Genomic DNA, 24,116 nt, shown 5'->3' with positions numbered 1-24,116 from the left:
ATGACGATAGAACAAGCACAGGAGCAGGTAGATCAGTGGATAAAAACGGTTGGCGTCCGCTATTTCAACGAGCTGACCAACATGACGATTCTGACCGAAGAAGTGGGCGAGCTGGCCCGCATTATGGCAAGGACTTACGGCGAGCAGTCGTTCAAAGACTCAGACAAAGGAAGAGACCTGGGAGATGAAATGGCCGATGTGCTGTGGGTATTGATTTGTCTGGCCAATCAGACTGGTGTCAATCTCACAGAGGCATTCCAAAAGAACCTGGAAAAAAAGACCAGCAGAGACAAGACCCGCCACAAGGACAATGAAAAGCTGAAGTAGAGCAAGGGTTAACTTATCTGCAGCACCAATCCCTTCAAATACTCCCCCTCAGGGTGGTAAATGCTTACCGGGTGGTCGGCTGGCTGATGCACTTGGTACAGGATGCGAACCTCACGTCCTGTGGCAGCGGCGGCTGAAAACACAGCCGTGCGAAAATCTTGCGGTGACACCACCTGAGAGCATGAAAACGTAAAAAGTATTCCTCCAGGCTTTATTTTTTTGATGGCCTTTTCATTAATCGTGCGATAGCCCTTGAGGCCATTTTCAAGCACCCTTACATGCTTGGCAAAGGCAGGTGGGTCAAGCACAATCACATCAAAATCGTCGGGCATTTTAGCCAGATAGTCGAAAGCGTCAGCACAAAGGGAAGTATGTTTTTCCGTTTTCCCGAAATTCAAATCAATGATTTGCTCAGTCAGGTCAATGGCTTTTTGCGAACTGTCGACGCTGACCACTTCTGAGGCACCAGCCTTTAAAGCGGACACCGAAAAGCCGCCTGTGTAGCAGAACGTGTTAAGCACTTTCCGGCCCTTGCTAAACTCCTCCAGCAGCCTTCTGCTTTCCCGCTGGTCGATAAAAAAGCCCGTCTTTTGACCCTCTACCACATTGATGGTGAACTTACTTCCGTATTCATTTACCTCGATGGTGTCGCCCTCCCCGAAAATGAACCCATCTTCGGCCTGGATAGGTGCTTTGAAAGGGATGGTGCCGGCGCTCTTGTTGTAGCAGGCGGTTATGGGGAGGTCAAGCTCTTTGAGGATAGAAGCAAAAGTGTCTTTCAGCAGGTACATACCAACAGAGTGCGCTTGAAAAACCACCGTACCATTGTAGTAGTCCATGATCAGCCCTGGCAAACCGTCGCCTTCCCCATGTATCAGGCGAAAAACATTGAGGTCGCCTTTTTTCGTCAGGCCTACTGCCCTGCGGGCTTCAACGGCCCTGTCAATTTTGCCTTTCCAGAAGGCTTGATCGACCGTGACGTCGGAGAAAGCCACCATGCGCACAGTGATCGAACCGATTTGGTAGTGGCCTATGCCCAGAAACTTCTTTCTGCTGTCGAGCACCTGCACCAGGTCACCTTCATTTAATCCTTTTGGCGTATGTTGGATAGCTCCTGAAAACACCCATGGGTGGAAACGCTGAATGGAGCGTTCTTTTCCTGCTTTGAGAACAATGGTGGGATAGGATGACATGGTTTTTTATTAAGCAGTAAACTTAGGATGAAACTGACGAAATCGCACGGAAAGATGGAGATTATAAGTAGCGCCCAAATGAAGCACACATCTCCTGCTTTGTGATTTTGTCGATATGAGGGATATTAAGCATTGGAAAATTCTGACTTTCTCATAAATAATGCTTACATTTTAAGAGGATCACAACAGGAAGGAGAAACCAACCCAAAATATTTTAACCATGAAAAGTATATTCATTTTAGCGGTAGCCAGTATTTGCGTGCTGGCCAGTGGGTGCTCGTCCGATTCCTCAAAGGAGTCGACAGCGGCACCGAAAAGTCTTGTGGGCACATGGGAGCTGGTGTCTTACATGAGCGACTCCAGTGGTGGAAAGACATGGATAGATCACCCCTCCAATATTCTTTACCAAAAACACCTGACGCCAACCCATTTTACCTGGATAAGCTACCAGAAAGATAACGATCAACTTGTGGGGATGGGAGGTGGAACCTACACCTACGATGGCGAGAATTATGTTGAAAATATTGAATTTTTTCTACCAGCCACTAGTAGCATCCTCGGCCAGAAAATCAATTTCACTGCTGACTTTGTCAACGGTGAATGGCACCATCGAGGGTTTGTGAAAGATTTCGAATTTGACGTAGAAAGCGCAGAGACTATTGCGGTGGATTCGTCTCGCATTGAGGAAATGTGGAGGAAGGTGCCTGCTGTTGCAAAAAACGATTCTTCTCTGGTGGGAACCTGGGAGTTGGTTTCCTATCACGAAAAGGAAGGGGGGCCTGAAATGAGCTATCCTGGCTTTGTGAAGTATATGAAGCTTGTGACCCCTTCACATTTTGTATGGATTCAATACAACGACGACGGCGATTATATTTCCGGAGCTGGCACAGGGTCAATTATCTATGACGGGAAGACGTACACCGAGAATGTGGCAATGATTCACCCGTCGGGTCACACCCTAACAGGGGCTACCATTACATTTGGTGGTGTAGTTAACGCCAACAGGTGGACTCTTTATGCGGAAAAGACAGTAAAGGGAGGGCGACAAATTGACTCCGTATACATAGATGAAACATGGGCCAGGTTTAAAAAACAATAGGCAATGGTCTCATAGAATTTTAAGCCGGGATGACCTCCCGGCTCTTTTATTTTTATTTCTTCTACAAAAAGACAACATAATACATTACTTTTATGTTTGTATAACTAATAGTGACTATGAAAGGCTCCTATTTGGGTGAATTGGAAGAACTTATACTGCTGACAGTTGGGGCGTTGTTTGATGAGGCCTATGGTGTGGCGGTGATGGATGAAATAGAAAAGCAGACAGGAAGAAGCATGAATGTAAGTGCGGCTCATGCCGTGTTGCGGAGGCTGGAAGAGAAAGGCTATGTTACGTCACGGATGGGAGGAGCGACCAACGAAAGAGGCGGGCGACGCAAGCGGTACTTCACTTTGACGGCCGTTGGTAAAAAGGCGCTGGATGAGTCTTTTGCTTTCAGGAACGAACTGTACAAAAGAATACCAAAAATGGCCTTCAACTTTTCATTATGAAGCAGCTATCGCCGCCTAAATGGGCTGATAAATTCCTGAGGTGGTATTGCAGTCCCGATCTTCTGGAGGAGATCGAAGGGGATATCTATGAGATTTTTGAGAGGGAGGCTGCTGCAGACGCCCAAAAAGCCCGGCGGCGGTTTATTTGGAATGTACTTCGATTTTTTAGGTGGGCAAACATTAAAAGGACAAACTCAAATTATAAGACTAATCAAATGGGACTCATTAAAAATTACTTTACGGTAGGTTTCAGAAACCTATCCAAAAACTGGGGCATCTCGCTCATCAACATCCTTGGCTTGTCTGTAGCAATAGGCATGGGCATCGCCATTTTCATATTTGTTGATATGCAGACACATATGGACGACTTCCATTCCAACAGGAGGAATATTTACCAATTGATCAATCATGTGAAAACCGAGAACAGCACTGCGATGTGGGCAGATGCTCCCCTGCTCATAGGGCCGGATTTGGTAGACAAGCACGCTGGAGTTGACAATGTGGTGCGGGTCGAATTCCAGTATGGCAATATGCGGTTTGGTGACAATGTTTTTAGTGAGTTGGTATCGTTTGTTGACCCGGCTCTGCTGAAAGTGTTTGATTTTCCTATCAAGTATGGAGATATAAATGCGCTTGAGAACAAAAGTTATGTAGTGATTGATAAAAATACCGCAGAGAAATACTTTGGACGGGAGAACGCCATGGGCAAGGATGTTTCCATCAAGTATTCCAACGGTATGATTCAGAACTATACGGTGGGAGCGGTAATGGACAAGACGCCGGATAAAGCGAGCTTTTCATTTGAAATCATGGTACCGATGGACAACTTCTTTGATCTGCAGCTCGAAGATCATTATGACTGGGCCTATTCCACAGATGCTATTTTTATTGAAATGAAGGAAGGTCGCCAGCCACAGGAACTGGAGGAGACCTTTAGTGGATTTGTGGCGCTGCAGAATCAAACAAGCAGCAAATGGCCTATCGAGAAATTTGAGATGGTGCCATTGGAGCAACTGGCACTCAGGTCATTTGAAATAGATGGTTCGATAAGCGGGAGCGGGCATCCAGCCGGGCGTATTGGGCTTTCTGTGGTAGCAGCTATGCTGGTGTTGCTGGCTTGTTTTAATTATATGAATATCTCTGTAACGGCCGCTACCCGCCGCCTGAAAGAAATTGCCATGAGGAAGGTGATTGGGGGAAATCGGCGACAGATCATTTACCAGTTCATTTTGGAGAACATGATCTTATGCACTTTTGCACTGGGTTTGGGCACTGTAATGAGCTACTATTTCTTTTTGCCCGGGCTCAACACCATGATACCAATTACCATTCCCTTTGAATTTTCTAGTCTTCCCATGCTGATTGCTTTCTTCGGTGGGCTGTTACTATTTATTGGCATGGTGTCAGGTGCCTATCCGGCCTTCTATGTGTCGAAGTTTCAGCCAACCAGTATTTTCAGAGGAAATGAGAAGCTGGGTTCAAAGAATGTCTTCAGCAAAATATTGCTGGGCTTTCAGTTTTTCTTCGCCATAAGCACCATCATCGCTTGCTTTGTTTTTACTGACAATGCCATTTATCAGGCGGAAAAGGACTGGGGATACAATCCCAAAGGAATCATTTCAATGCCACTGGTGGAGGCGTCGGACTTTCAGGCCCTGAGGGATGCGGCCAACAGGAATACCGCTGTTTTGAGCTATGCCGGGAGCAATTACCACGTGGCCAGGGCCAATAAGCTCACCAAAGCCGACGTGCTTGATAAGGAAGTCAAAACCTATGCCTTTCATGTGGGCGAAAACTATATGGAAACGATGGGCTTCCGCCTTAAGGAAGGAAGGTTCTTTGGAGACAGCAAAGCAGCTGACCAGTCAGGAAGTATCATCGTAACAGAAATGTTTGTGGAAAAGGCTGGTTGGGGTGATGCTATTGGTCAGCAGGTGACTTATGATAGCACCCGATACACGGTAGTGGGGGTGGTGGAAGACTTCATGTGCAATGCATTTTACGATGAAATGCTACCAACTGTTTTCACTGCGGCGCCCGAGGAGGGTTTTAATTATTTCGTGGTGAAAACCGCTGCGGGTAATGAAAAAGAACTGGACGAATATTTTGCATCAGCATGGACAGGGATAGCTCCAAACGACCCTTACAACAGTAAGTATCAGGTAGATGTTTTTGACTACTTCTTTAAGGAAAATCAGGGAAATATTGTGGTGATAAGCTTCATATCGGGCTTAGCTATTGTCCTTGCTTGCCTGGGCTTGTTTGGTTTGCTCGGCTTTAGCATTCAAAGTCGGAAAAAGGAATTCGGGATAAGGAAGGTGCTGGGGGCTGATGCAACGCAAATTATCAGAATTGCCAGTAAACAATACTTTTGGACGATTCTTATTGCCTTTCTTTTGGGGGCACCGGCAGGTGCTTTTCTTATCACTCAAATGATCAACGCTATTTATCCAGACCCAAAGGAAACAACGGTGCTCCCTTTCATTCTGGCGATGGGCATTGTGCTGGTGACAACAGCCGTGACGGTGGCAAGCCAGGTTGCTAAAGCTACCAGCGTCAATCCTGTGGATACGTTGCGGAGTGAGTAGTATGTAGCGGCCGTGCCGGTGGGGTTGCCTGCCGGCACGACTTTAGCCCGCTAAAACGAGATGTCCGTCTCTCAGCACGGGAACGATATCAAACGTATCTTCCTGCACGCAAAATTCGATGTCCTTGAATACGTCCAGCTTGTTGAGACGGCGGGCATGCGACGACTCCTTCACAAATGTGAAGAGGTCATTTTTTTCGATCTGGTATAGCTTTACCATCATTCGGGGGACATCGCACTCAGGTTGGTGCGAAGCGGCCAGTCGTTCAACCAGTGCGCCGGCAAACAAGCTGTCCTCAAGATTCACTTTCCCTTTCCAGGCCGCACAAACCACAACCACGTCTTTGTCTTGTTGCTGGATGTATTTGGCAACGGCAGTCAGGTTGAGAAAGGCACCGATAACGATTTGATCTGCCGTCTTTGATTTTTCGATGGCAAGGGTACCATTGGTGGTGGTAACGGCCACTTTCTGCCCCTTCAGATGAGGCTCCATGTATTCGAAAGGGGAATTGCCCATGTCGAAGCCTTCCACCTTGCTGCCGTTGCGTTCACCCGCCGTGAAATAACCTTCTTGCTTAAGCCCTTTGCAGATGTCCACATCCGCCAATGGTTTGATGGCAGCTACTCCGGTGGCCAAGCCTGAAACCATGCAGGAGGTGGCCCTGAGTATGTCCACCACCACCACAATTTTGCCTTTTAACTCGTATTGATGGATTAATTCCGGAGAAAGGCAGACATCAATATTCCTCATCAGTTTACTTTTTTAGAAAAGGCACTTTTACCACCTTGGCCTTCAGGAATTTGCCTCTGATCCCTACAAATATTTCCGTGTCGGGCTGGCTGTATGCCTTGTTCACGTAGCCCATGCCTATGCCTATGCCGAGTGTCGGCGATTGTGAGCCGGATGTTACTTCGCCAATTTTTTCTTCAGAGGAATTGAACAATTCATAATGCGCTCGTGGAATGCCTCTGTCAACCAATTCGAAGCCCACCAGCTTTTTGCTGATACCAGCTTCTTTCTGTGCTTTGATCGCAGCTGAGTTAGTAAACTCCTTGGTGAATTTGGTGATCCAGCCCAGCCCGGCTTCAATTGGAGAGGTGGTATCGTCGATATCATTGCCATACAAGCAGAAGCCCATTTCCAGGCGCAGGGTGTCTCTGGCACCAAGACCTATAGGTTTAATGCCCGCCGAGGCTCCAGCTTCAAACACCTTGTCCCACAGTTTTTTAGCGTCCTCATTTTTCACATATAGCTCAAAACCTCCAGCGCCCGTATAACCCGTAGCGGAAATGATAATGTCTTTGATACCGCCCATTTCGCCTAACGTGAAGTGGTAGTATCCGATAGCTGAAAGGTCGACGCTGGTGATCTTTTGAAGGACTTCTACTGCCTTGGGGCCTTGCACCGCAAAAAGGGATGTGGCGTCTGAGATATTGGTCATTTTCGCTCCGAAGGAGTTGTGGCTGCTGATCCAGTTCCAGTCTTTGTCGATGTTAGAGGCGTTGACCACCAGCAGGTATTTCTCATCAGCCATTTTATATACAAGCAGGTCGTCCACAATGCCGCCCTTGTCGTTGGGCAGGCAGGAGTACTGCGCCTGTCCATTCACCAGTTTCGACGCATCGTTGGATGTCACGTTTTGGATGAGAGGAAGGGCGCCAGGGCCTTCTACCATAAACTCACCCATGTGCGACACATCGAACACACCTACGGCATTTCTAACGGTATGGTGTTCGTCCAGGTCGGAGGAGTAGCGAACAGGCATATTGTAGCCTGCGAAAGGTACCATTTTACCACCCAGGGAAACGTGAACATCGTTGAGGGCCACTTTTTTCAATTCTGCAGAATCCATTGTTTTTGCTGTTTATTCGGAAGCTGCAAAAGTAGTAATATTTGACAAGGGACAGCATATGATCCGCAGCAGAATATGATTTAAGAGCGACAGAATATGCAAGCGAGTGTTATTGTCTTGATCTGGGCATAGTGCGTTTTGATCGGTTTAAGGTTTCAATAATTAATAATTGGCCGACTTTTTGCATAACCTACAATAGCGGATAGCATGCTATCACTACTTTTTGATCTCGTGTTATTGCTCAGCATCCTTATGCGAGTATTTTTTTAAAGGCGGAGGCAATAACCGTTAGTGCTTGCCCGACCTGGAATTCAGGTTTCGAACTTAAGATTTTTTGTAAGACCAATATCATTTTTTAAACGATTCGTACCATGAAAGCAAAACTGTTTTTTTCATTTGTGGCTGCTCTTGTTATTTCATTTGCAGCTTATGCACAGGAACCAGCTGCCGATAGCGTGGCAGAAAAAGTGATTGTCACTACTCACGACGGTGTTGTAAGAGTAGGTGTGATTGTGAGCGATGATGGGAGAGAAATACTTCTTGAAACGGAAAACCTTGGAAAGATTTATATAGCCAAGAGCGATGTCAAAACGATCAGACCCTTTGCCGAGTCGGATCGTATTGACGTAACCGGAGAGTACCAGGGCAATGACCCGTTCAGTACAAGGTACTATTTCACTACCAACGCACTACCAATCAGGAAGGGGGAGGACTATGGCATGCTGAACCTGTATGGGCCGGAGGTTCATTTTTCTCTGGCCGACAACTTTTCAGCGGGCATCATGTCTACCTGGATAGCCAGTCCGTTCGTTGGAGTGTTCAAAGTGTCAATCCCAACTCGAAATGAGAAAGTTAGCTTTGGCATAGGAACACTACTGGGATCCTCCGGATATCTCAATAACTTCAAAGGTGCGGGAGCACTTCACTGGGGGATGGTAACACTAGGGGACCGACGGAGCAATATTACTTTCTCCGCTGGCTATTTGTACGTTGGGACGGGAACAGAAAGCTACTACGCAAAGCCGGGCGTTTATCCCGTTACCCCTGACGAGTTTGGAGGATACTACCCAAATATTCCTTACCAATCTGAGAAAAATGGAATGGCAAAAGCACCATCGTTTTCGATTGCTGGTGTAACACCGGTAGGTAGTAAGTCAAGTTTTATTTTTGATTCCATGTTTTTTGTGGCCAGCCAATACCGCAGGAGCAGTATGTGGCATGATAACTTCGATAGCAATGGAATGCTTACTTCGGTAAGAATTTCGGATGAGTCCGGTTATGAAAAATTCTCTGCACTGGTTTTGATGCCTGGAGTTAGGTTTCAGCATCGGGAAGGGCGTGCCTTCCAGATAGCTCTCGCTGGTGTTACGGTGTTTCAGGACGGGGAGGTCAACTCCTTTCCACTGCCTAATTGCTCGTGGTTCTTTAAGATTTAATAGTGGTGGACATGCCTTGCCACCTACGTCAACTCAGCCGTTCTTATTTAACGTGAGTTCGATATAATTTTGATCTATAAAGGGAGAAAAAGCTGTCCGGAGTCTTTGTAGTTAACCCTAATTGAGGGCTTTTTCTCGCAGAAGTTATAGGCTATCAATGCTGAGAATAAGTTGGTGACAAAGTTAGCGCTACTTCTATGTCTTGAGTGTTCAATTTGGAAGATGTTTTTTAGTTGATCGATGATCGTTTCACAAATGGCTCTCTTGCGTAGCAGGATGGCATCCATGATTGGGGTGACAGTAGATGTCTTCATATTTCGTTTAAGCTTGGTGACCAAATGTACCCCTCTGAAAAATAGGTTTTTGAAAAGCTCCTTGCTCAAGTATCCCTTGTCCCCAAACAACTTGCCGAATAGTTTCTTAATGAATCGCTCTATTTGCAGTGGTTTACGATCATCCACATTGCCTGGAGTAAGCATAAAATCGACGATTTCTCCTGTATCTGAGGTGATTAAATGCAGTTTAAAGCCATAGAACCATCCAATCGAACATTGACCTCTTTTTGCTAGTCCATCAAAAACTTTATGGCTGTGGATGCGTCTGTTATGACATACTCTAAGGGGTGTACTATCGATGAAACTTATGCCAGTACAACGACCCAGGCTTTGACTTTTTAGGTAGATAGCCAAAGGAACCATACTATCTCTTGTTAACTCAACCATTCTATTATAGCTGACCACAGCAGGGAAGTAAGACCGCAAATGGATACAAACATAGGCATTGTAAAAAGTCTTAAAATTTCTATAACCAGACAGGTGAAACAGTACTTGAATAGTCATTACTTCAGACAGGGAAAGCTTGCCTGGTTTGTTTCTTTTTTTAACCCCCAGAAGGTGGCTTTCAAATTTTGGGACAAATTCTAAGGTGAAATCATCAATGGAACAGAAAATTTCAGTAATTTTATTAGATGTTAACATAGGCGAGAATGTTAGTTATTACGTTGATTGTCAGTCACTTAATATACTAATTTCTCGCCTTATTTCATCCTAAATCCTCGCTTTTTTATATCGAACTCACGTTATTTAGGGGCGGCTGGGTTGGCTATTTTTGCAGCAAAGTGATGTGTTTACTTTGAAGCTTTGATAGCCTGCTCCAGGTCTTCTTTAATGTCATCCAGGTGTTCCAGTCCCACAGAGACCCTGATTAGCCCATCGGTGATGCCCACTACTTTTTTCTCTTCTGCGTTGAGCTTCGAGTGTGTAGTAGAGGCAGGGTGAGTCGCTATGGTGCGTGTGTCTCCCAAATTGGCGGAGAACGAGATCATTTTCAGGGAATTGAGGAATCTCTTTCCTCTTTCCACTCCACCACCCAGCTCAAAGGTAACGAGACCGCCGCCCAGGGTCATTTGTTTTTTGGCCAACGCCTGTTGGGGGTGAGAAGGAAGGAAAGGATATTTCACCCAAACCACCTCGGGGTGACTCTCCAGGTGAGTGGCTAGCTTGAGCGCATTGTCACAGTGTTTTTCCATTCGCACCGCCAGCGTTTCGAGACTCTTGGAGAGAATCCAGCCATTAAATGGTGACATGGCCGGGCCTGTGTGGCGGGCGAAGAACCTCACTTTTTCAATATGTTCCTTACTGCCGAGCACAGCACCACCAATCGCTCTTCCCTGGCCATCGATAAATTTGGTGGCGGAGTGAGTAACGATATGCACGCCGTATTTGGCCGGGTTTTGTAGATAAGGTGTAGCAAAGCAGTTGTCAATATTGACGATCAGGTTGTGCTTTTTACCAAATTGTCCCAACCACTCCAGGTCTATCAAGTCGAGCGCTGGGTTAGAGGGAGTTTCCGCAAAAACCATTTTTGTATTGGGTGTTACAGCTTTTTCCCACACTTCTGCCGGGTCGCTAAGGTCCACATAAGTATGTGTGATACCCCAGCGGGGGAATAGCTGCGTCAGAATCTGGTGCGTGGAGCCGAAAACAGAACGGGAGGCGATAATGTGGTCGCCGCTGTTCAGAAAAGCCGCCATGCTGGTGAACATGGCTGCCATGCCCGAGGCCATGGCCATACCGTCTTCAGTGCCCTCCAATAGGCAAAGCTTTTGAATGAACTCGTCGTTGTTAGGGTTGGAGAAGCGGGTGTAAATGTTCCCTTCTTCCTCATTGGCAAACAACGCACGGGCTTGCTCAGCATTATCGAATACGAAACTAGACGTGGCGTAGATAGGCACGCTGTGTTCTCGTTGTGACGAACGTTCTGCCTGTGTACGGATGGCGTTGGTTTCGAAATGTTTTTTGCTGCTCATATGCTGTTACTACAAAATTGAAGGCGACAAAGTGAAAGCTTATTTGGAACTTTTCAAAAAAATTAGTGGCTTTAAATACTGATTAAGCATTTAATTGTTGTTTTTTGAAGGACTTAATTTGATCTTCGAAGATTAAAGAACGGGAATAGCCATGAAGGAAATAAGTGTAAACGAACTGAAAAAACTGATGGATTCAGGGGCTGACTTTCAGCTGATTGACGTAAGAGAGCCGAATGAAGTGGCTCAGGCCAATATTGGCGGGCTGCACATACCTATGGGTAACATGGCCGACAATATCGATAAAGTGGAGAAAGGCAAGCAGGTGGTGGTGTACTGCAGAAGCGGGAGAAGAAGCGGTACGGTCGTAGAATTTCTGGAAAGGAAAGGGTTTGACAATGCCTACAATATGGCAGGCGGAATTCTTGCCTGGAAGGCGGAATTTGACCCAACGATGGATGTAAACTGATTTAAACCGGGTAGATATATGCGGGCCCTGATCATGCAAAATGGTCAGGGTTTCTTTTTACAAAAAGGCAGTAAGTTTTTATATTTATAGGATGCCGGTAAAATATAATATGCCAGAGGAAAATATCGACGATATTACCCTCCTCGATTCGGGAGCAGCCTATTCCTATGCCGACTATTTGCGGTGGACTTTTGAGGATAGGGTGGAGCTGATCAAAGGAAAAATTTTTCATATGTCGCCTGGCCCTAGCCGCAGCCATCAAAAGGTAAGTGCGTCACTTGGAAATAAGATGTACAATTTTTTAGAGGGGCATCCGTGTGAAGTATACTTTGCTCCGTTTGATGTCAGACTTCCATCGAAGATAGGCAGCAAAGACAAAGAGATTTTCAACGTAGTTCAACCTGACATAATGGTCGTTTGTGACCAGAGCAAGCTGGACGACAAGGGATGCATAGGTGCTCCTGATCTGGTTGTGGAAATACTTTCTCCTTTTACAGCAGCGAAGGATCTGAACAACAAATACAGCCTGTACGAAGAAAGTGGTGTTAGGGAGTATTGGATAGTGTATCCGGGAGAGGAGATTGTCGAAATTTTTGTACTGGGCGACAACGGTAAATTTGAACTACGAAATCGGTTTATTGGCGAGGACGAAATTCAGTCTGTTGTGCTTGTTGGCTTTAGTTTGAAAGTGAAAGACATATTCTAGTCCTTTCTTATTTTCCGTAACTCTTCGAGGTCAAGCAAATCTTTATTTCTTCCAGTGCTTTCCTTGTTCTTCAGTAGCTGTCGAAATCCGATATAAAATACCGACACTCCCTGAATAATTGCTTTTTCGCATTGCGCCAGGTCTGCGTCGAAAGCCAGCGGATCAATTCCTGGAATTTGCGCCATCAGGTCGACGTACATCCCATCATCCATCATGATCTCACAGTAGCCAGCTATCATGGGAACGTGAAGTAGTGATTCAAATCGTCCATAGCCCAGTGACTCAATGGCGTTGATAAGGTTCTGGCGATTTTCCATCGAATCTTTGAGGTACAGATCGATATCTCCAGTAGCTCTGCTGTGACCATAGTAGTTAACTGCAAACCCACCAATTACCATGTAAAGTACCTGATGTTTGTTGAGCGAATCAATTACTCTAAGGAATTCCGGAAGCTCGTTAGTCATTTTTGACCTGCTTTGTAATCAAAAGCCCTTTTCCCTGCGGCCTTTTTAAGGGCTCTCTTTTCATCATTGCAGCATAGCTGTTGAGCTTTAGTAAAAATGCAAGTTTCTCCTCGGCTGACAGGCTGAGGAACCTGTTCATCCTTTCTGCCTGCTGCTCTTTGATGCTTTTTTTACTCAGGATAACTTTTGACATAGCCACAATTTACGATTTCTTTTTGCTCGCTTTGGCCCTGGGGTTAAATTCTACTGCCAGCCCGACCCAGTAGTCCAGGTCTTCATCCAAATCCATACCTTCTGGCGAGACAAATACATAGCCTTTCATTGGCCGACCAGTGAAGTCCATTTCTTTCGCTCCTTTTCGCTGTAGTGCTTCCTGGTAGGTATCAGGGTCGATGCGGGCCATCAATTGATTTTTCACAATACCCACAGTCATTTTTCCATCGACGAGGTAGCAAAGCCCTCCCATCATCTTCTTGGCCTCAAACGATACTTTGTGTGACTTCAGACTTTGGCCAATTCGCTCTGCAAGGTGTTCATCGTACGCCATATTGTTAGAATTTTATTGATTGCCTGCTTCCTTTCTTCGCCGCTATTGTCTGCATTTTGTCTCCGAGTCTGATGGTGTATTCTCCCTCAAAGTCGGGCGTGACGACTGCCGACACCAGGCTTCCATCCTTCCATTCTATGTCAACTGTTACAGCGCCACGGGCACGCAGCCCGGTGACTTTCCCTGTTTTCCATTCAGAGGGTAATGCTGGAAGTAGATGAATCACGCCTTCATGGCTTTGCAGCAGCATTTCGGCAATGCCGGCTGTGCCTCCGAAGTTTCCGTCAATCTGAAACGGTGGGTGGGCGTCCATCAGGTTAGGGTAAGTGCCGCCGCCCTGGTATTGAACGCCTTCCTCTGTGCCGATATAGTTGAAAAGCTTTTTGATGGCATCCAGCGCCATGTCTCCATCCAACAACCTGGCCCACAAAGAGATTTTCCAGGAAATTGACCAGCCGGTGCCGTTGTTGGTGCGGAGTTCAAGTGAGCGACGGGCTGCTTCCATTAAATCTGGTGTACTCGAGGGTGTGATGGAGCGCCCGGGGTAAATGCTGAATAAATGAGAGATATGCCTGTGGTGAGGATCTTTATCTTCCCAGTCGTGGTACCACTCTTGCAAGTTTCCTTTCTGGCCAACCTGATAAGGGTAAAGCTTGTCCAGTGTGGTTTCCAACTCCTTCCTCAAATCTTCATCCTTGTTAATTACTTTGGTAGCTTCTATCAGGTCAATGAACAACTCCCGGATCATTGCGTGGTCGGCCGTGCCACCATAAAAAGTGGCACCCACGTAGCCCTTGTCTGTGATATAGTCGTTTTCGGGGGAGGTGGAAGGAGCAGTTACCAGATAACCGTCAGGGCCTTCTACGAGGTAATCGAAGCAAAACTGAGCGGCTCCTTTCATCAAGTCATAGGCGTGGTTTTCAAGAAAGACAGTGTCTCTGGTAAAGGCAAAGTGCTCCCAAAGGGGGGTGCTGATCCATGGGCCGCCCATGCCCCAGTTGGCCCAGCCGGGATAGCCATTCCCAAAATCGCCCACAGGGTTGGTCATTGCCCAAATATCAGAGTTGTGATGAAGCGCCCATCCGTCTGCATCGTAGAAGTTTTTGGCAGTGACTTTACCGGTTTGAGCCAGCTTTCCGACGAATTGCAGAAGCGGCTCATGCAGTTCCGACAGGTTAGCCACTTCTACCGGCCAGTAGTTCATTTCCACATTGATGTTGGTGGTGTAGTTGCTGCTCCAGGGTGGGCGCACATGCTCATTCCAAATGCCCTGCAGGTTGGCGGGTGTGCCTCCGGGTCTTGAGCTGCTGATGAGCAGGTAACGGCCGTATTGGAAGTAAAGGGCGGCAAGGTCCGGATCTGCTTCACCTGCTGCAAAGCGCTTGAGGCGTTCAGGAGTAGGCAGCGTGTCGGCCGCTGAGTGCCCAAGATCGATCGACACCCGATCGAATAGTTTACCAAAGTCTTCTTTGTGTCTTGCCAGCAGGATGTCGTAATCGGATCCTTCAGCTTTGGTGAGATATTGTGTAGCGGTAGCCATCTCGTCTTTCCCCGCTGTGCCGGGTTGCTTATCGAAGCCGTTGAAGCTGGTACCAGCAGAAAGTGCTATGATGGCATACGAGGCCCCGGACACTTTTACTCTATCGTCGGTGGCGGCAGAGGTTCCGTCGGTCGACAGCACTTTGGCGATGGTGCAGAAGCGCATGCTCTTCAAGCTATCATACTTCACCGCATCGGGCATATCGCCCCGATAGCTTGGCTCCGACTTGATAGGAGAGAAGCCTTTCATGGCCACCTGTGCTCCCTCGGCCACAATGGAAAACGGAAGTTTACTATTCAAGCCCAGTTCAAAATTTAGCTTGTCATTTCCTTCAGCAGATAGCCTCACCAGCATTACCTGATCAGGAAATGACACAAAGCTTTCTCTATGAAAAGCTGTGCCATTTATTTCATAGTCAACAGTTGCAATGCCCCGGCTTAAGTCAAGCGACCTGTTATACTTAGTTGGGTCGCCAGCATGATCGAAATCAATGGTAAGAAAGCCCATAGGCTCATAAGCTTGTGAGAAGGAACCCTGCATATTACGGACGAGGCTGTCAGCCAGCTGGTAGTTTTCGTTGAAAAGAGCTGCTCTTACAGCGGGGAGATGTTTGTATGCCTCCGGATTCATGTTGGCATCGACAGGCCCACCCGACCAAAGCGTTTCTTCATTCAACGAGAACTTTTCTTTGGCAACATCGCCGTACATCATAGCACCAAGGCGACCGTTGCCAATGGGCATGGCTTCTTCGAATACTTTAGCAGGAGTGTTGAAAAGAATTTTTTTGGATGGTTTCCTTTCCTTTTTTTCGCAGGAAGTAATCAAGAGCAGCGTTAGAAAGAACACAGGTATGTAAAGTCTCATAACTATTTGAATATATCCGACAGCCAATATAAGATATTCAAAATAGATTACTTTATGTCATCAAGAGGAGTTAGCTCCAGTCCCAGGCCACGATGTCCCAGGTGTCAGTAGCATCGGTAAAGGTGTGTATGGTTTGGAACCCAACCCGCTGGTGAGCTCTGAGAGAGCGGGGGTTTCTTGAGGCAATTTCAGTGATGCACATGTCGAATTGATTGGCATACAACTTTTTGTGCTGCTGGTACATGCCATCGAAAACCCCCATGCCACGATATCCTTCAGCTACGCACACCTGGCCCATCACGTAATAGTTGTAAGACTGCATAGGCTTGTTCCGGTAGTTGAGCGATTCAAGCGTTACAAACATCGGCTTTAATACGGGTATCAAATCCTGAAATGACTGAAGCATGACAAGCGCATAGCCCACCACTTTGTCGCCGTCTTTTGCGATGATTTGTGGCGCAGATTCATTCATTGAACGAAGCAAATCCAGGTTGTGCCGCACTGTTACAAAGCCTTCTTTGGCTAGCTGCTCCGGTGTTATATTATGGGGTTGATTTCTCTCCTGAACATCGAGAATTTGCTGAAGATCGTCATCGGAGGCGGGTGTGGTAAAGACAATGCTGCTCATAAAATCAATTCCATTTGTATGTTGGCTCTCTCATAAGGCGACGGAGGTCCGGTCACCTTTTGGAAACCCAATTTATGATAAAGATTGATAGCTGGTACCAGTCGGGTATTGCTCTCGAGAAATATACGCTTCGTACCTAAGGCTTTGGCTTTATCGATACATGCCTGTCCGAGCAACCAGCCTATCTTTTTACCCTGGGCTTTGGGGCTTACTCCCATCTTTGCCAGTTCAAAAGTTTCATCGTCCATCTTTGCCAGGGCACATGTCCCAACGATTTCTCCGTCGTATTCAGCGAAAAAAATATGCCCACCCTTGTCGATGATGTATGATTTGGGGTTGTCCAGATAAAGGAGATCCGTTTTCTCCACCTTGAAGTAGGCTTCGATCCATTCGATATTCAATCGCTTGAAGTCGTTTTGATATTTAGCATGGTAGTCGACGATTTTCACTTTTTGCACCTCTCTTTCTTTCCTTTTAGCCATTACTCTATCGAAAAGACTCCTTTGCTCAAGCAGAAACTCCATTTCTTCGATGGACTTCCACATGTCGTATTGCATTTCGGAAAGTAGCTCTTCGGAGGCGCTCTTGACGTCTATCATTTGCTGTTCCAGCTTTTCACTCACTTCTTTGCCTTTTGCTGAAAGCTCTACCACACTTCTCCGGCCATCGGCTTCGTCTTTCACCTCGGCAATCAGGCCTTTCTTTTTCATTTTTTTAATTATCTGGCTCACAGAGGCATGACTTTGTCCTATACTCTGTGCAATTTCCATTACGCCAAGGCCTTCGGTTTTCGCCAGGGTGTAGAATACCGGGAACCACCTTGGCTCCAGGTCAACCTGATAAACATCATATACCTTGGCGGCGTTTTCAGTAAGTATGTCACTGAGTTTTCGCAGTCTGCTGCCCACGGCCATTTTGCCAGCCATTTGATAAAAATCCATAAGTGATTTAAATTACGTAAGTACTTACGTAAATATATAGAAGTAACCCTGACTGTGTCAATAGCCAGGGTTAAAATATTTCGAACAGCTACTTTTCGAGTGTTAGCCCATTCAGGTCTTTGAAGCGGGCGGCAATTCCCCAGCCATAGAAATTGTTGGCGACACCAATGAGCAATTCGTTGTCACCTTTCTGAAACGGGATTTCGAACGAGCTATTGGATAAGGAAAGTCTTCCGTCAGGTTCTTTCATGATTGGATGACCATAGAGGTTGGCACCCACATACAGCACCCTGCCGTTAATCATTACCCAAACTTCATCGCTAAAACCCAGGTCAATCGACTTCTTCTGTTCACTCGCTGAGTTGATGGTTGTTTTTAACCAAACCATACGTCGTGGTCTGCTTTGCCCATACTTTCGTGTCAGATTAACAAGGCCCCTTCGTTCAGCTGTTATGGCCTCCCAGGCGGTAGTATCACTAGGCATGTAACCTGGGCTGAACTCCAGGCTTGATTGCCCGGCAGCAACCGGCTCACTGACCTGCCAGGCTCTGATATAATAGGGATCAGAATCTGTTGGGTCAGCCCCGGGCAAAGGGGAGAGACCTTCAGTTTCGTTATGTTTGACTACCAGATTAGAAATAATCACCTGACTGTCGAAGGCTATGGTCCCCGCTGTTGTGTTGCCTTCCAGCATAGGCACGTAAAGAGTCGGCGAGTTGCTATTGACATACACCATCATTTGCTTTCCGGAAACTACCAGCTTTATGTGATTAGGCTCCTCTCGCTTCAACACAGCATTGGTTTGGTAATGATCCATGATGTCCCAGAGATTGACTCCCCCGACGAAGGGTGCATACTGGATCGCATCTTTGGCAGTTGGGTAGCCAATCCTGGCAGTTCGCAGGTAGAAGCATTCGTTTTCTGTCTGGCTTTGCCAGTGGAAATAAAAGGAAGCAAAGTTCGGATCTATGGTTTCCATGTCGAACTCGATTGTGCCGTTGGTGAAGTCCATGTCTTTGAGCACGGCAAAGCCTGCCTGTGGTAGGATCTTCATCGATGGCTGGCCCTTGTGTTCGATGAATTCCACTTTTCCGGGAGCAAACTCCCAGTGCTCGGGCTTCATAGGCACTTTAACAGTCGCTTTTTTCTGGCCGTAGCATATCCCTGCTACCAGCACAAGTGCTATAGAAATTAACTTTTTCATAATTTCCCGGCTTATTTTAATTTGGTGACTGTCAGGTTTGCGAAGTCGCCGTTGGTGGCGTAACCCACCCATATCCCCACGCTGCCCGTGGTTCTGTCGTTAAGTTTGGTCACTTTTAAACAAGGCTCTTTTGCGTCGTCCACGAAAACAGTGATTTCTTTGCCTTTCACTTCTATGCGGGCATGAAACCAGCCGTTCGGATCAGGTGGGGAGGGGATTTCGTTTTCGTATTTTCCGGTATACTTCTCCCTCAGCTCGCTCCAGTCCCACCGGGGTGGACTTACATACTGCACCGAGTGGCTGCGACGAATTTGTTCCCCAGATTTGAAATTGAAAGGACGGAAATAAACAATATCGGCGGCAGTCTCCTTGCCGTCTTCAGGCACAGCGTGAAAAGCAACGCCAACAAAGTTCTTGCCTTGCACGTCTTTTCCTTTGATGTCAACTTCAATCGTGCCTTCGCTGAATTCCAGGCCTTTGATTAGGGCATAGCCACCAGCGTCGCTTTTGTCGGAAAAGGAAACCGCCTTTTTGCCGCCGTCATTGAGTGGTGTCACTTTGCGGTCGATGACCGTGAGGCTCTCACTCTTTAGCAGTTGCTGTAGATCGTAGGATTGCCCCACGGCTAATTGGCTAAAAAACAAAGCGATACATAGCAATGTCAATTGATTCAATCTTTTCATTTGTTTTGAGTTTTGTTTGACTATCGTAACAAGATCGCTGTAGTTCATTATACAGATGTTCCAACGGGTGTTCAAGTTTGTTCAAGATCATTCACGCAAGGTCTGCATACCTTTAGTCGACTTTTTCGTATAAAATTGTATCTTCAATTAGAATGGAATATTTGATAGCTCACTGCAGGAAATTAATTGAGTCACGGCTTGGCTGGGGCAACTCCAGCTTGTGGACCAGTGAGGACTTTGAAATACTCAGCGAAAAGATATTTGAAAAGACACAGGTAAGGCTGAGCGTGACTACGCTAAAGCGTATTTGGGGCAAGGTTAAATATGAAAGTTCGCCTAACGTGGCCACGCTAAATGCTTTGGCTCAGTTCGTTGGATATGACAATTGGAGGCAGTTTCGCCAAAAAGGAGGTATTCCGGTGACACCACCAGAGGTCACCGCCAATGAGGGTTCTTTTAATTCTGACAGGGTTATTGGCCCGAAAAAAAGCAAAAAGAAAAATGGCCTGCTGCTGATTGCACCGGTAGGTGTGATTGCGTTGGTTATCGCCTCATTTTTTATGATGGGCAAGGAAGAAAAGAAGCCTGAAACACCGGAGAAGAAAGAGCTTCCCAAGCCCTTGTTCGAAAGCAAGAAAACTTCCGATGACCTGCCCAACTCAGTCATTTTTCATTATGACGTCGCTCAGTATGAATCAGATAATGTCTACATCCAGCAAAATTGGGACCCTGAGCGGAGAGAGAAGGTAGATGAAAAAGGCAATTACCACACCTCTATCTACTACTACCCGGGCTATTTTGGTGCCAGGCTTATTGTCGACGGCGAAGTGAAAGCGATAGACAATGTATTCATCAAATCACTTGGCTGGAAGGCCATGGTCGATAAGTCGCCTGTGCCTGTGTATCTGCACCCAGACGAAATAAAAGGAAAAGGATGGATGGGTATTTCATCAAAAGTATTTCGGGAAAAATCAGGTGCCGCCGTTTTTAATGAGACTTGGGCCACGTTCCACAATGTGAGAGAATTTGAGGGGATGAACGGAACCGATTTCGTCTTTGAAGCAAGTTTGAGAAATGCTTCCACTGTCGAGGAGTCGGTTTGCCGCAATGTGATCATTTATTTGCTGGCCACCGAAAGTGCTGTGATTATTCCTTTGTCCGACAAGGGCTGTGTGTCTAACCTGGGCCTGCTAACCGGGAACAGGTGGATCGACGGGAAGACAGAAGACTTGAGTGCCTTTGGGTGCGATTTTTCGCAATGGCAAACATTAAACGTATCAAGAACGGGAGATAAATTTGAGGTTTTGCTCAACGGAACATCCGTGCTAACCGAGAATCAGTCTGGCTCGATAGGCGATATCATAGGTATACGATTTGCTTTTGAAGGAGCCGGGCAGGTCACAGAAGTGAGGCTGGGCAACGCTAACGGCACTGTGTACGAGGAGAAGTTTTAACACGCACTTATCTGAGCAAATGCACCCATCCGTTGCAGGTGGTGAAATCGGGTAGCACCACATCATAGTAGTAGATGCCCGTTGGCAGGTTATCGCCGTCCCACTGATTGGTGTATTCATTGTTTTGGTAAACCACCTTACCCGTCCGGTCTACTATGGTAACTGGCATCGGTTGTATGTACTGAATTTCAAACCTGTCGTTTACGCCATCTCCATTGGGAGAGAAGGCGTTGGGAACCATCAGCTCACCTACTTTGATCACCTCACCTACTTCCTCCACACAAAGCTCATTGGGAGCAATAAGCCTTGTGGTGAAGGTTCCTTCCGTTGCATATTGATGGGTGCCAACCAACACTGAAGATTGTGTCCCGTCGCCAAAATCCCAGTAGGCTAAATCTGTGCCCTGTACGTTTCCTGTAAAGTTGTATTCCGATACGCCGGAGCAGTTGTAGATGGCCTCTATTTCTGAACTGATAGTGATTTCCTCAAGCACATTGACGGTAAGAGAATCGATGAAAGTGCATTTGTTTCCTTCGTTGTAAATCTCGACAAAATAGGTGGTGGTGGCCCTGGGACTGGCGGTCGGGCTGCCGGTGTCGGTGGAGCTCAACCCTCTCGTACCTGGCGTCCAATAGTAGGAAGTACCTCCGGTGGCTTCCAGCTGAATCGATTCGCCATAGCAAATAGTTGCAGAGGGACTCAATGTGTACGTTCCCTGTGTGAGCACCAGCTGCCTGGTTGTCACATCAAGGTTTTTGCAGGTATTTGGGTTTGTAGCTGTAAGGGTGATCGTGTATTCGCCTGCGGACTGATAGGTGTGCCGCACGGTGTCGCTGTTAGTTGATGTGGCACCATCTCCCAAATCCCAGAAGTAAGTTTCTCCTCCCACACTTTCGTTGGTGAACAGAAACTCAAAAGGAGCACACCCTTCTTTGATGTCAGGGTTTTGCAGGTCGGGCGTGTTGGTAACAAAGCTTGCCGAAAGGGTGGATAAGTCAAATTTGAAGACGCCAAGGTTGCAATTGTTGTTCGTTGTGTTTCCATTTGTTGTCGACCATGCGCCTTCAGTGGTAGGGAATGCGCCTTGAGTTCCGCCGGTTGGATTTTGAATTACACAACCCGCACACACTGCATGATGAACCACCCCACGTTTATCGAAGCGACTGGTACCTCCGTCTACGTGATCTCTGCCGGGGTTTCCACCAAAGTAGGTGGCATACAAAACATCGGCTGCATCCGGTTCGAAAACAATCAGGTAAAAGTCGCCCCCGTCTGTGGTAGATTGAAATGCATCTGGCGTGAGAGGCATGCCAAAAGTATTTCCCTGATTGTAGTTACTGCTTTGATTGATGGAGCTACCACCCCAGCCACTGATATAGATATTGTTACAATCGCTTACCAGAAAGGCTGTAGGGGAAATATTAGAGGGTAAGGTTCTTGACCCAAAGACAGTCGACCAAATGGTATTTTTTAGGTCTGCACTTAGCTTATGTAGAAACTGCCCGCTTCCGGGGTTGATGTAGGCATTGCCGACAATAGGGTAAGCTCCTTTGGTCTGACCCACTACGTACACATTGCCTTCGTTGTCCAGATCCATGAGATACACCTGATCGGTGGCTGATGAACCCAAATAGGTAGCAGCATCAACAGTGAGCAGCGACTCATTGATATGAATGACATAACCGTCGGCAGCACCAGCAAGAGATTTTTGCCACCCGGTGATGCCGAATGGCAAAGTTGTACTTGTTGTTCCTCCGGCAGCATAAACCCCACCCTTTCCGTCAGGCTTTACCGTGAACAGCACGTCGGTAGTGTCGCCACCAATGAAAGTGCCCCATTTCATCTCAGAGAGTTTCGAATCCATTTTAATCAAAAGCCCATCGACCTGCCCGCTATGAGGTAATATTTGGTTGGACATGGGAAAGTCTGCTGAGGGAGAACTCGAAGCTATATAGATATTATCCTCATCATCAATATTCACTTCACCTCTGAATTGGTCACCATAATTTAATGTCAAAGCACCACCAACCGAGATAATCCCATCGTTTTCACTTCCACCAAGGAAAGATGAAGCTCTTAGGGATGTTCCATCGTTTGTTAGTATGCTCACAAAAATGTCCGTGCCTTTGGTATAAAGGTTGAATGCGTTGCCAAAGGGGTCCACGCCTTCTCCGCCACCGTAAACGGTTTGAAATGCATCGGAAGTCACCGGAAAATCCAAGGACGAAGTCACGCCCATTACAATCAGATCATTGCTACTGTTCACAATCAGGCTAACAGGTGTTTCAGCTAAATCACCACCCAGGTAAGTGGCGTAGAGAAGTTGCGTTCCGGTAGAGTCGAATTTCATGATCACTACGTCATACACTCCCTCGAAACCTTCCTGAAACGCTCCAACGGAGGGAACAAAAACCCCAGTGCTCGCTCCAAAAATGATGCCTCCGGCATAGGTGTTGCCGTCCTTGTCGAAGGTGGCGGTGTTTCCCCAGTTGTCGGTTGATGAGCCTGAGTAGGTACTAAAAATGAGCAACGGGTCGATGACCAGCGTTTTGTCTTTGTCGTAGCCGTCAGGAAATTCAAAAGAGACCTGCTGGCCATTTAGGCTGAAACGAGCCGGCACCTCCACAGTGTCTTCATTTATAAGCTGGTAGGCAAACGGCTTCTGCTCCATCATTTGCCCAAATTCTGTTTCTACAATCAGGTTGCCGTCCTCCAGATACACATCGCCGCAGCCTTTCCACTCCATGGCAATCTGATCGGGGTTGCCTCCTGCCGACACGATCAGGTCATATTTGAATGCCCCGCCGTAAGAAACCATTTTCAGGTCAATGCTCTCATAGAGGTCACAGTATTGTACTTCGTTGAATTCCGACACGCTGCTGGCCCAATGATCCTCCGCTCCCAAAAAGAAATTATGGTAGTAGCTCTGTGCCTCCATGGTGGAGGTTGCAGGGTTTTTGTTGGCACCTACAAAGGTCGTGGAAATGGCCTGCGACACGCCAAGTGCGGCCGACTCCTGAAGTGCTCCGCTGCTTTGACCGTCTAAATGGCCATGGGAACTGTCAAAAGTGTTGCTTAAATAATAGACCCAGCCAGCGTCCTGAAGCAGCAGAAATCCGTGCGGAACCTTTTTTCTGAACTTCACGCTGTTGTCCCATTGCCCCTTGTTTTCAATAAAGCCGTTGAACGGGTTTTTCTCTGCTGAAAGGACGAGAGGGTAGCTTACAAAAATCAGACAAACAAAGAGCCACCGTTTCATTGGCGATGTGTGTAGGGTTAGTCGATTGAAAATATACAGGAAGAAGTTGAGTGAACAAAGGTGATTGCCATGTTCATGTATCCAAACAACTTGTATGCTGGCTTC

Annotated in this window: 22 protein-coding genes; 8 read left to right on the top strand and 14 right to left on the bottom strand. The window is 46.9% G+C overall.

Going from position 1 to position 24,116, the window contains the following annotated elements:
* Complete coding sequence (locus RT717_RS18690; protein ID WP_317487906.1) at positions 1-327, top strand: nucleotide pyrophosphohydrolase; 327 nt, start codon at positions 1-3, stop codon at positions 325-327.
* Positions 328-335: 8 nt separating this feature from the next.
* On the opposite strand, the gene RT717_RS18685 is transcribed toward RT717_RS18690, so the two are convergent.
* Entirely contained in the window at positions 336-1,520 is a 1,185-nt protein-coding gene (locus RT717_RS18685; protein WP_317487905.1) for a class I SAM-dependent rRNA methyltransferase, read from the bottom strand.
* Positions 1,521-1,740: 220 nt separating this feature from the next.
* Here RT717_RS18685 and RT717_RS18680 point away from each other — a divergent pair, with 220 nt between their 5' ends.
* The 3 genes from RT717_RS18680 (at position 1,741) to RT717_RS18670 (ending at position 5,659) form a co-directional block, all read left to right on the top strand.
* Positions 1,741-2,619 (top strand): hypothetical protein, encoded by an 879-nt coding sequence (locus tag RT717_RS18680; RefSeq protein ID WP_317487904.1) that lies wholly within the window; start codon positions 1,741-1,743, stop codon positions 2,617-2,619.
* A 116-nt stretch (positions 2,620-2,735) separates the two neighbouring features.
* Positions 2,736-3,071, top strand: a complete 336-nt coding sequence (locus RT717_RS18675) for a PadR family transcriptional regulator (RefSeq protein ID WP_317487903.1) — start codon at positions 2,736-2,738, stop codon at positions 3,069-3,071.
* Positions 3,068-5,659 carry an ABC transporter permease gene (locus RT717_RS18670; protein ID WP_317487902.1) on the top strand — a complete coding sequence of 864 codons (2,592 nt, stop codon included), beginning with the start codon at positions 3,068-3,070 and terminating at the stop codon, positions 5,657-5,659. Before RT717_RS18675 ends, RT717_RS18670 begins: the two co-directional genes overlap by 4 nt.
* 42 nt (positions 5,660-5,701) lie before the next feature.
* Here the strand turns inward: RT717_RS18670 and RT717_RS18665 are convergent, their stop codons facing one another.
* Both RT717_RS18665 and gcvT read right to left on the bottom strand, forming a co-directional pair.
* Positions 5,702-6,409 carry a 2-phosphosulfolactate phosphatase gene (locus RT717_RS18665; RefSeq protein ID WP_317487901.1) on the bottom strand — a complete coding sequence of 236 codons (708 nt, stop codon included), beginning with the start codon at positions 6,407-6,409 and terminating at the stop codon, positions 5,702-5,704.
* A gap of 4 nt (positions 6,410-6,413) precedes the next feature.
* Positions 6,414-7,511 carry a glycine cleavage system aminomethyltransferase GcvT gene (gcvT, locus tag RT717_RS18660; RefSeq protein WP_317487900.1) on the bottom strand — a complete coding sequence of 366 codons (1,098 nt, stop codon included), beginning with the start codon at positions 7,509-7,511 and terminating at the stop codon, positions 6,414-6,416.
* Positions 7,512-7,882: 371 nt separating this feature from the next.
* On the opposite strand from gcvT, the gene RT717_RS18655 reads away from it, so the two are divergent.
* A complete protein-coding gene (locus tag RT717_RS18655; protein ID WP_317487899.1) occupies positions 7,883-8,947 on the top strand; it encodes a hypothetical protein in 1,065 nt (354 codons plus the stop codon).
* A gap of 74 nt (positions 8,948-9,021) precedes the next feature.
* Here the strand turns inward: RT717_RS18655 and RT717_RS18650 are convergent, their stop codons facing one another.
* Complete coding sequence (locus tag RT717_RS18650; protein ID WP_317487898.1) at positions 9,022-9,924, bottom strand: IS982 family transposase; 903 nt, start codon at positions 9,922-9,924, stop codon at positions 9,022-9,024.
* A 149-nt stretch (positions 9,925-10,073) separates the two neighbouring features.
* Positions 10,074-11,255: a trans-sulfuration enzyme family protein gene (locus RT717_RS18645; protein WP_317487897.1), complete on the bottom strand. Its 1,182-nt coding sequence runs from the start codon at positions 11,253-11,255 to the stop codon at positions 10,074-10,076.
* Between the two features lie 151 nt (positions 11,256-11,406).
* Here RT717_RS18645 and RT717_RS18640 point away from each other — a divergent pair, with 151 nt between their 5' ends.
* Both RT717_RS18640 and RT717_RS18635 read left to right on the top strand, forming a co-directional pair.
* Positions 11,407-11,721, top strand: coding sequence for a rhodanese-like domain-containing protein (locus RT717_RS18640; protein ID WP_317487896.1), 315 nt, complete (start codon positions 11,407-11,409; stop codon positions 11,719-11,721).
* A 109-nt stretch (positions 11,722-11,830) separates the two neighbouring features.
* Complete coding sequence (locus tag RT717_RS18635; protein ID WP_317487895.1) at positions 11,831-12,427, top strand: Uma2 family endonuclease; 597 nt, start codon at positions 11,831-11,833, stop codon at positions 12,425-12,427.
* Here the strand turns inward: RT717_RS18635 and RT717_RS18630 are convergent.
* The 8 genes from RT717_RS18630 to RT717_RS18595 all read right to left on the bottom strand — a co-directional run bounded on the left by RT717_RS18630 (position 12,424) and on the right by RT717_RS18595 (position 19,298).
* A complete protein-coding gene (locus RT717_RS18630; RefSeq protein WP_317487894.1) occupies positions 12,424-12,891 on the bottom strand; it encodes a nucleotidyltransferase in 468 nt (155 codons plus the stop codon). The two genes, RT717_RS18635 and RT717_RS18630, sit on opposite strands and share 4 nt — an antisense overlap.
* Positions 12,884-13,084, bottom strand: coding sequence for a hypothetical protein (locus RT717_RS18625; protein WP_317487893.1), 201 nt, complete (start codon positions 13,082-13,084; stop codon positions 12,884-12,886). The genes RT717_RS18630 and RT717_RS18625 overlap by 8 nt, the downstream gene beginning before the upstream one ends.
* Before the next feature lie 9 nt (positions 13,085-13,093).
* A complete protein-coding gene (locus RT717_RS18620; protein ID WP_317487892.1) occupies positions 13,094-13,438 on the bottom strand; it encodes a TfoX/Sxy family protein in 345 nt (114 codons plus the stop codon).
* Positions 13,439-13,442: 4 nt separating this feature from the next.
* Positions 13,443-15,842, bottom strand: coding sequence for a glycoside hydrolase family 95 protein (locus RT717_RS18615; RefSeq protein WP_317487891.1), 2,400 nt, complete (start codon positions 15,840-15,842; stop codon positions 13,443-13,445).
* A gap of 70 nt (positions 15,843-15,912) precedes the next feature.
* Positions 15,913-16,470, bottom strand: a complete 558-nt coding sequence (locus tag RT717_RS18610) for a GNAT family N-acetyltransferase (RefSeq protein WP_317487890.1) — start codon at positions 16,468-16,470, stop codon at positions 15,913-15,915.
* Positions 16,467-17,411: a bifunctional helix-turn-helix transcriptional regulator/GNAT family N-acetyltransferase gene (locus RT717_RS18605; protein WP_317487889.1), complete on the bottom strand. Its 945-nt coding sequence runs from the start codon at positions 17,409-17,411 to the stop codon at positions 16,467-16,469. Before RT717_RS18605 ends, RT717_RS18610 begins: the two co-directional genes overlap by 4 nt.
* Positions 17,412-17,499: 88 nt before the next feature.
* Positions 17,500-18,615, bottom strand: coding sequence for a hypothetical protein (locus tag RT717_RS18600; RefSeq protein WP_317487888.1), 1,116 nt, complete (start codon positions 18,613-18,615; stop codon positions 17,500-17,502).
* An 11-nt stretch (positions 18,616-18,626) separates the two neighbouring features.
* Positions 18,627-19,298 carry a hypothetical protein gene (locus RT717_RS18595; RefSeq protein ID WP_317487887.1) on the bottom strand — a complete coding sequence of 224 codons (672 nt, stop codon included), beginning with the start codon at positions 19,296-19,298 and terminating at the stop codon, positions 18,627-18,629.
* 152 nt (positions 19,299-19,450) lie between these two features.
* Here RT717_RS18595 and RT717_RS18590 point away from each other — a divergent pair, with 152 nt between their 5' ends.
* Positions 19,451-20,752, top strand: coding sequence for a flagellar basal body-associated FliL family protein (locus RT717_RS18590; RefSeq protein ID WP_317487886.1), 1,302 nt, complete (start codon positions 19,451-19,453; stop codon positions 20,750-20,752).
* A gap of 7 nt (positions 20,753-20,759) precedes the next feature.
* Here the strand turns inward: RT717_RS18590 and RT717_RS18585 are convergent, their stop codons facing one another.
* Complete coding sequence (locus RT717_RS18585; RefSeq protein WP_317487885.1) at positions 20,760-24,011, bottom strand: DUF7948 domain-containing protein; 3,252 nt, start codon at positions 24,009-24,011, stop codon at positions 20,760-20,762.
* Positions 24,012-24,116 lie beyond the last annotated feature (105 nt).

It is taken from the genome of Imperialibacter roseus, from assembly GCF_032999765.1.
Lineage (GTDB): Bacteria > Bacteroidota > Bacteroidia > Cytophagales > Cyclobacteriaceae > Imperialibacter > Imperialibacter roseus.
Note: the sequence above shows the minus strand (reverse complement) of the source record. Positions and strands in the feature narration are given on the sequence as shown.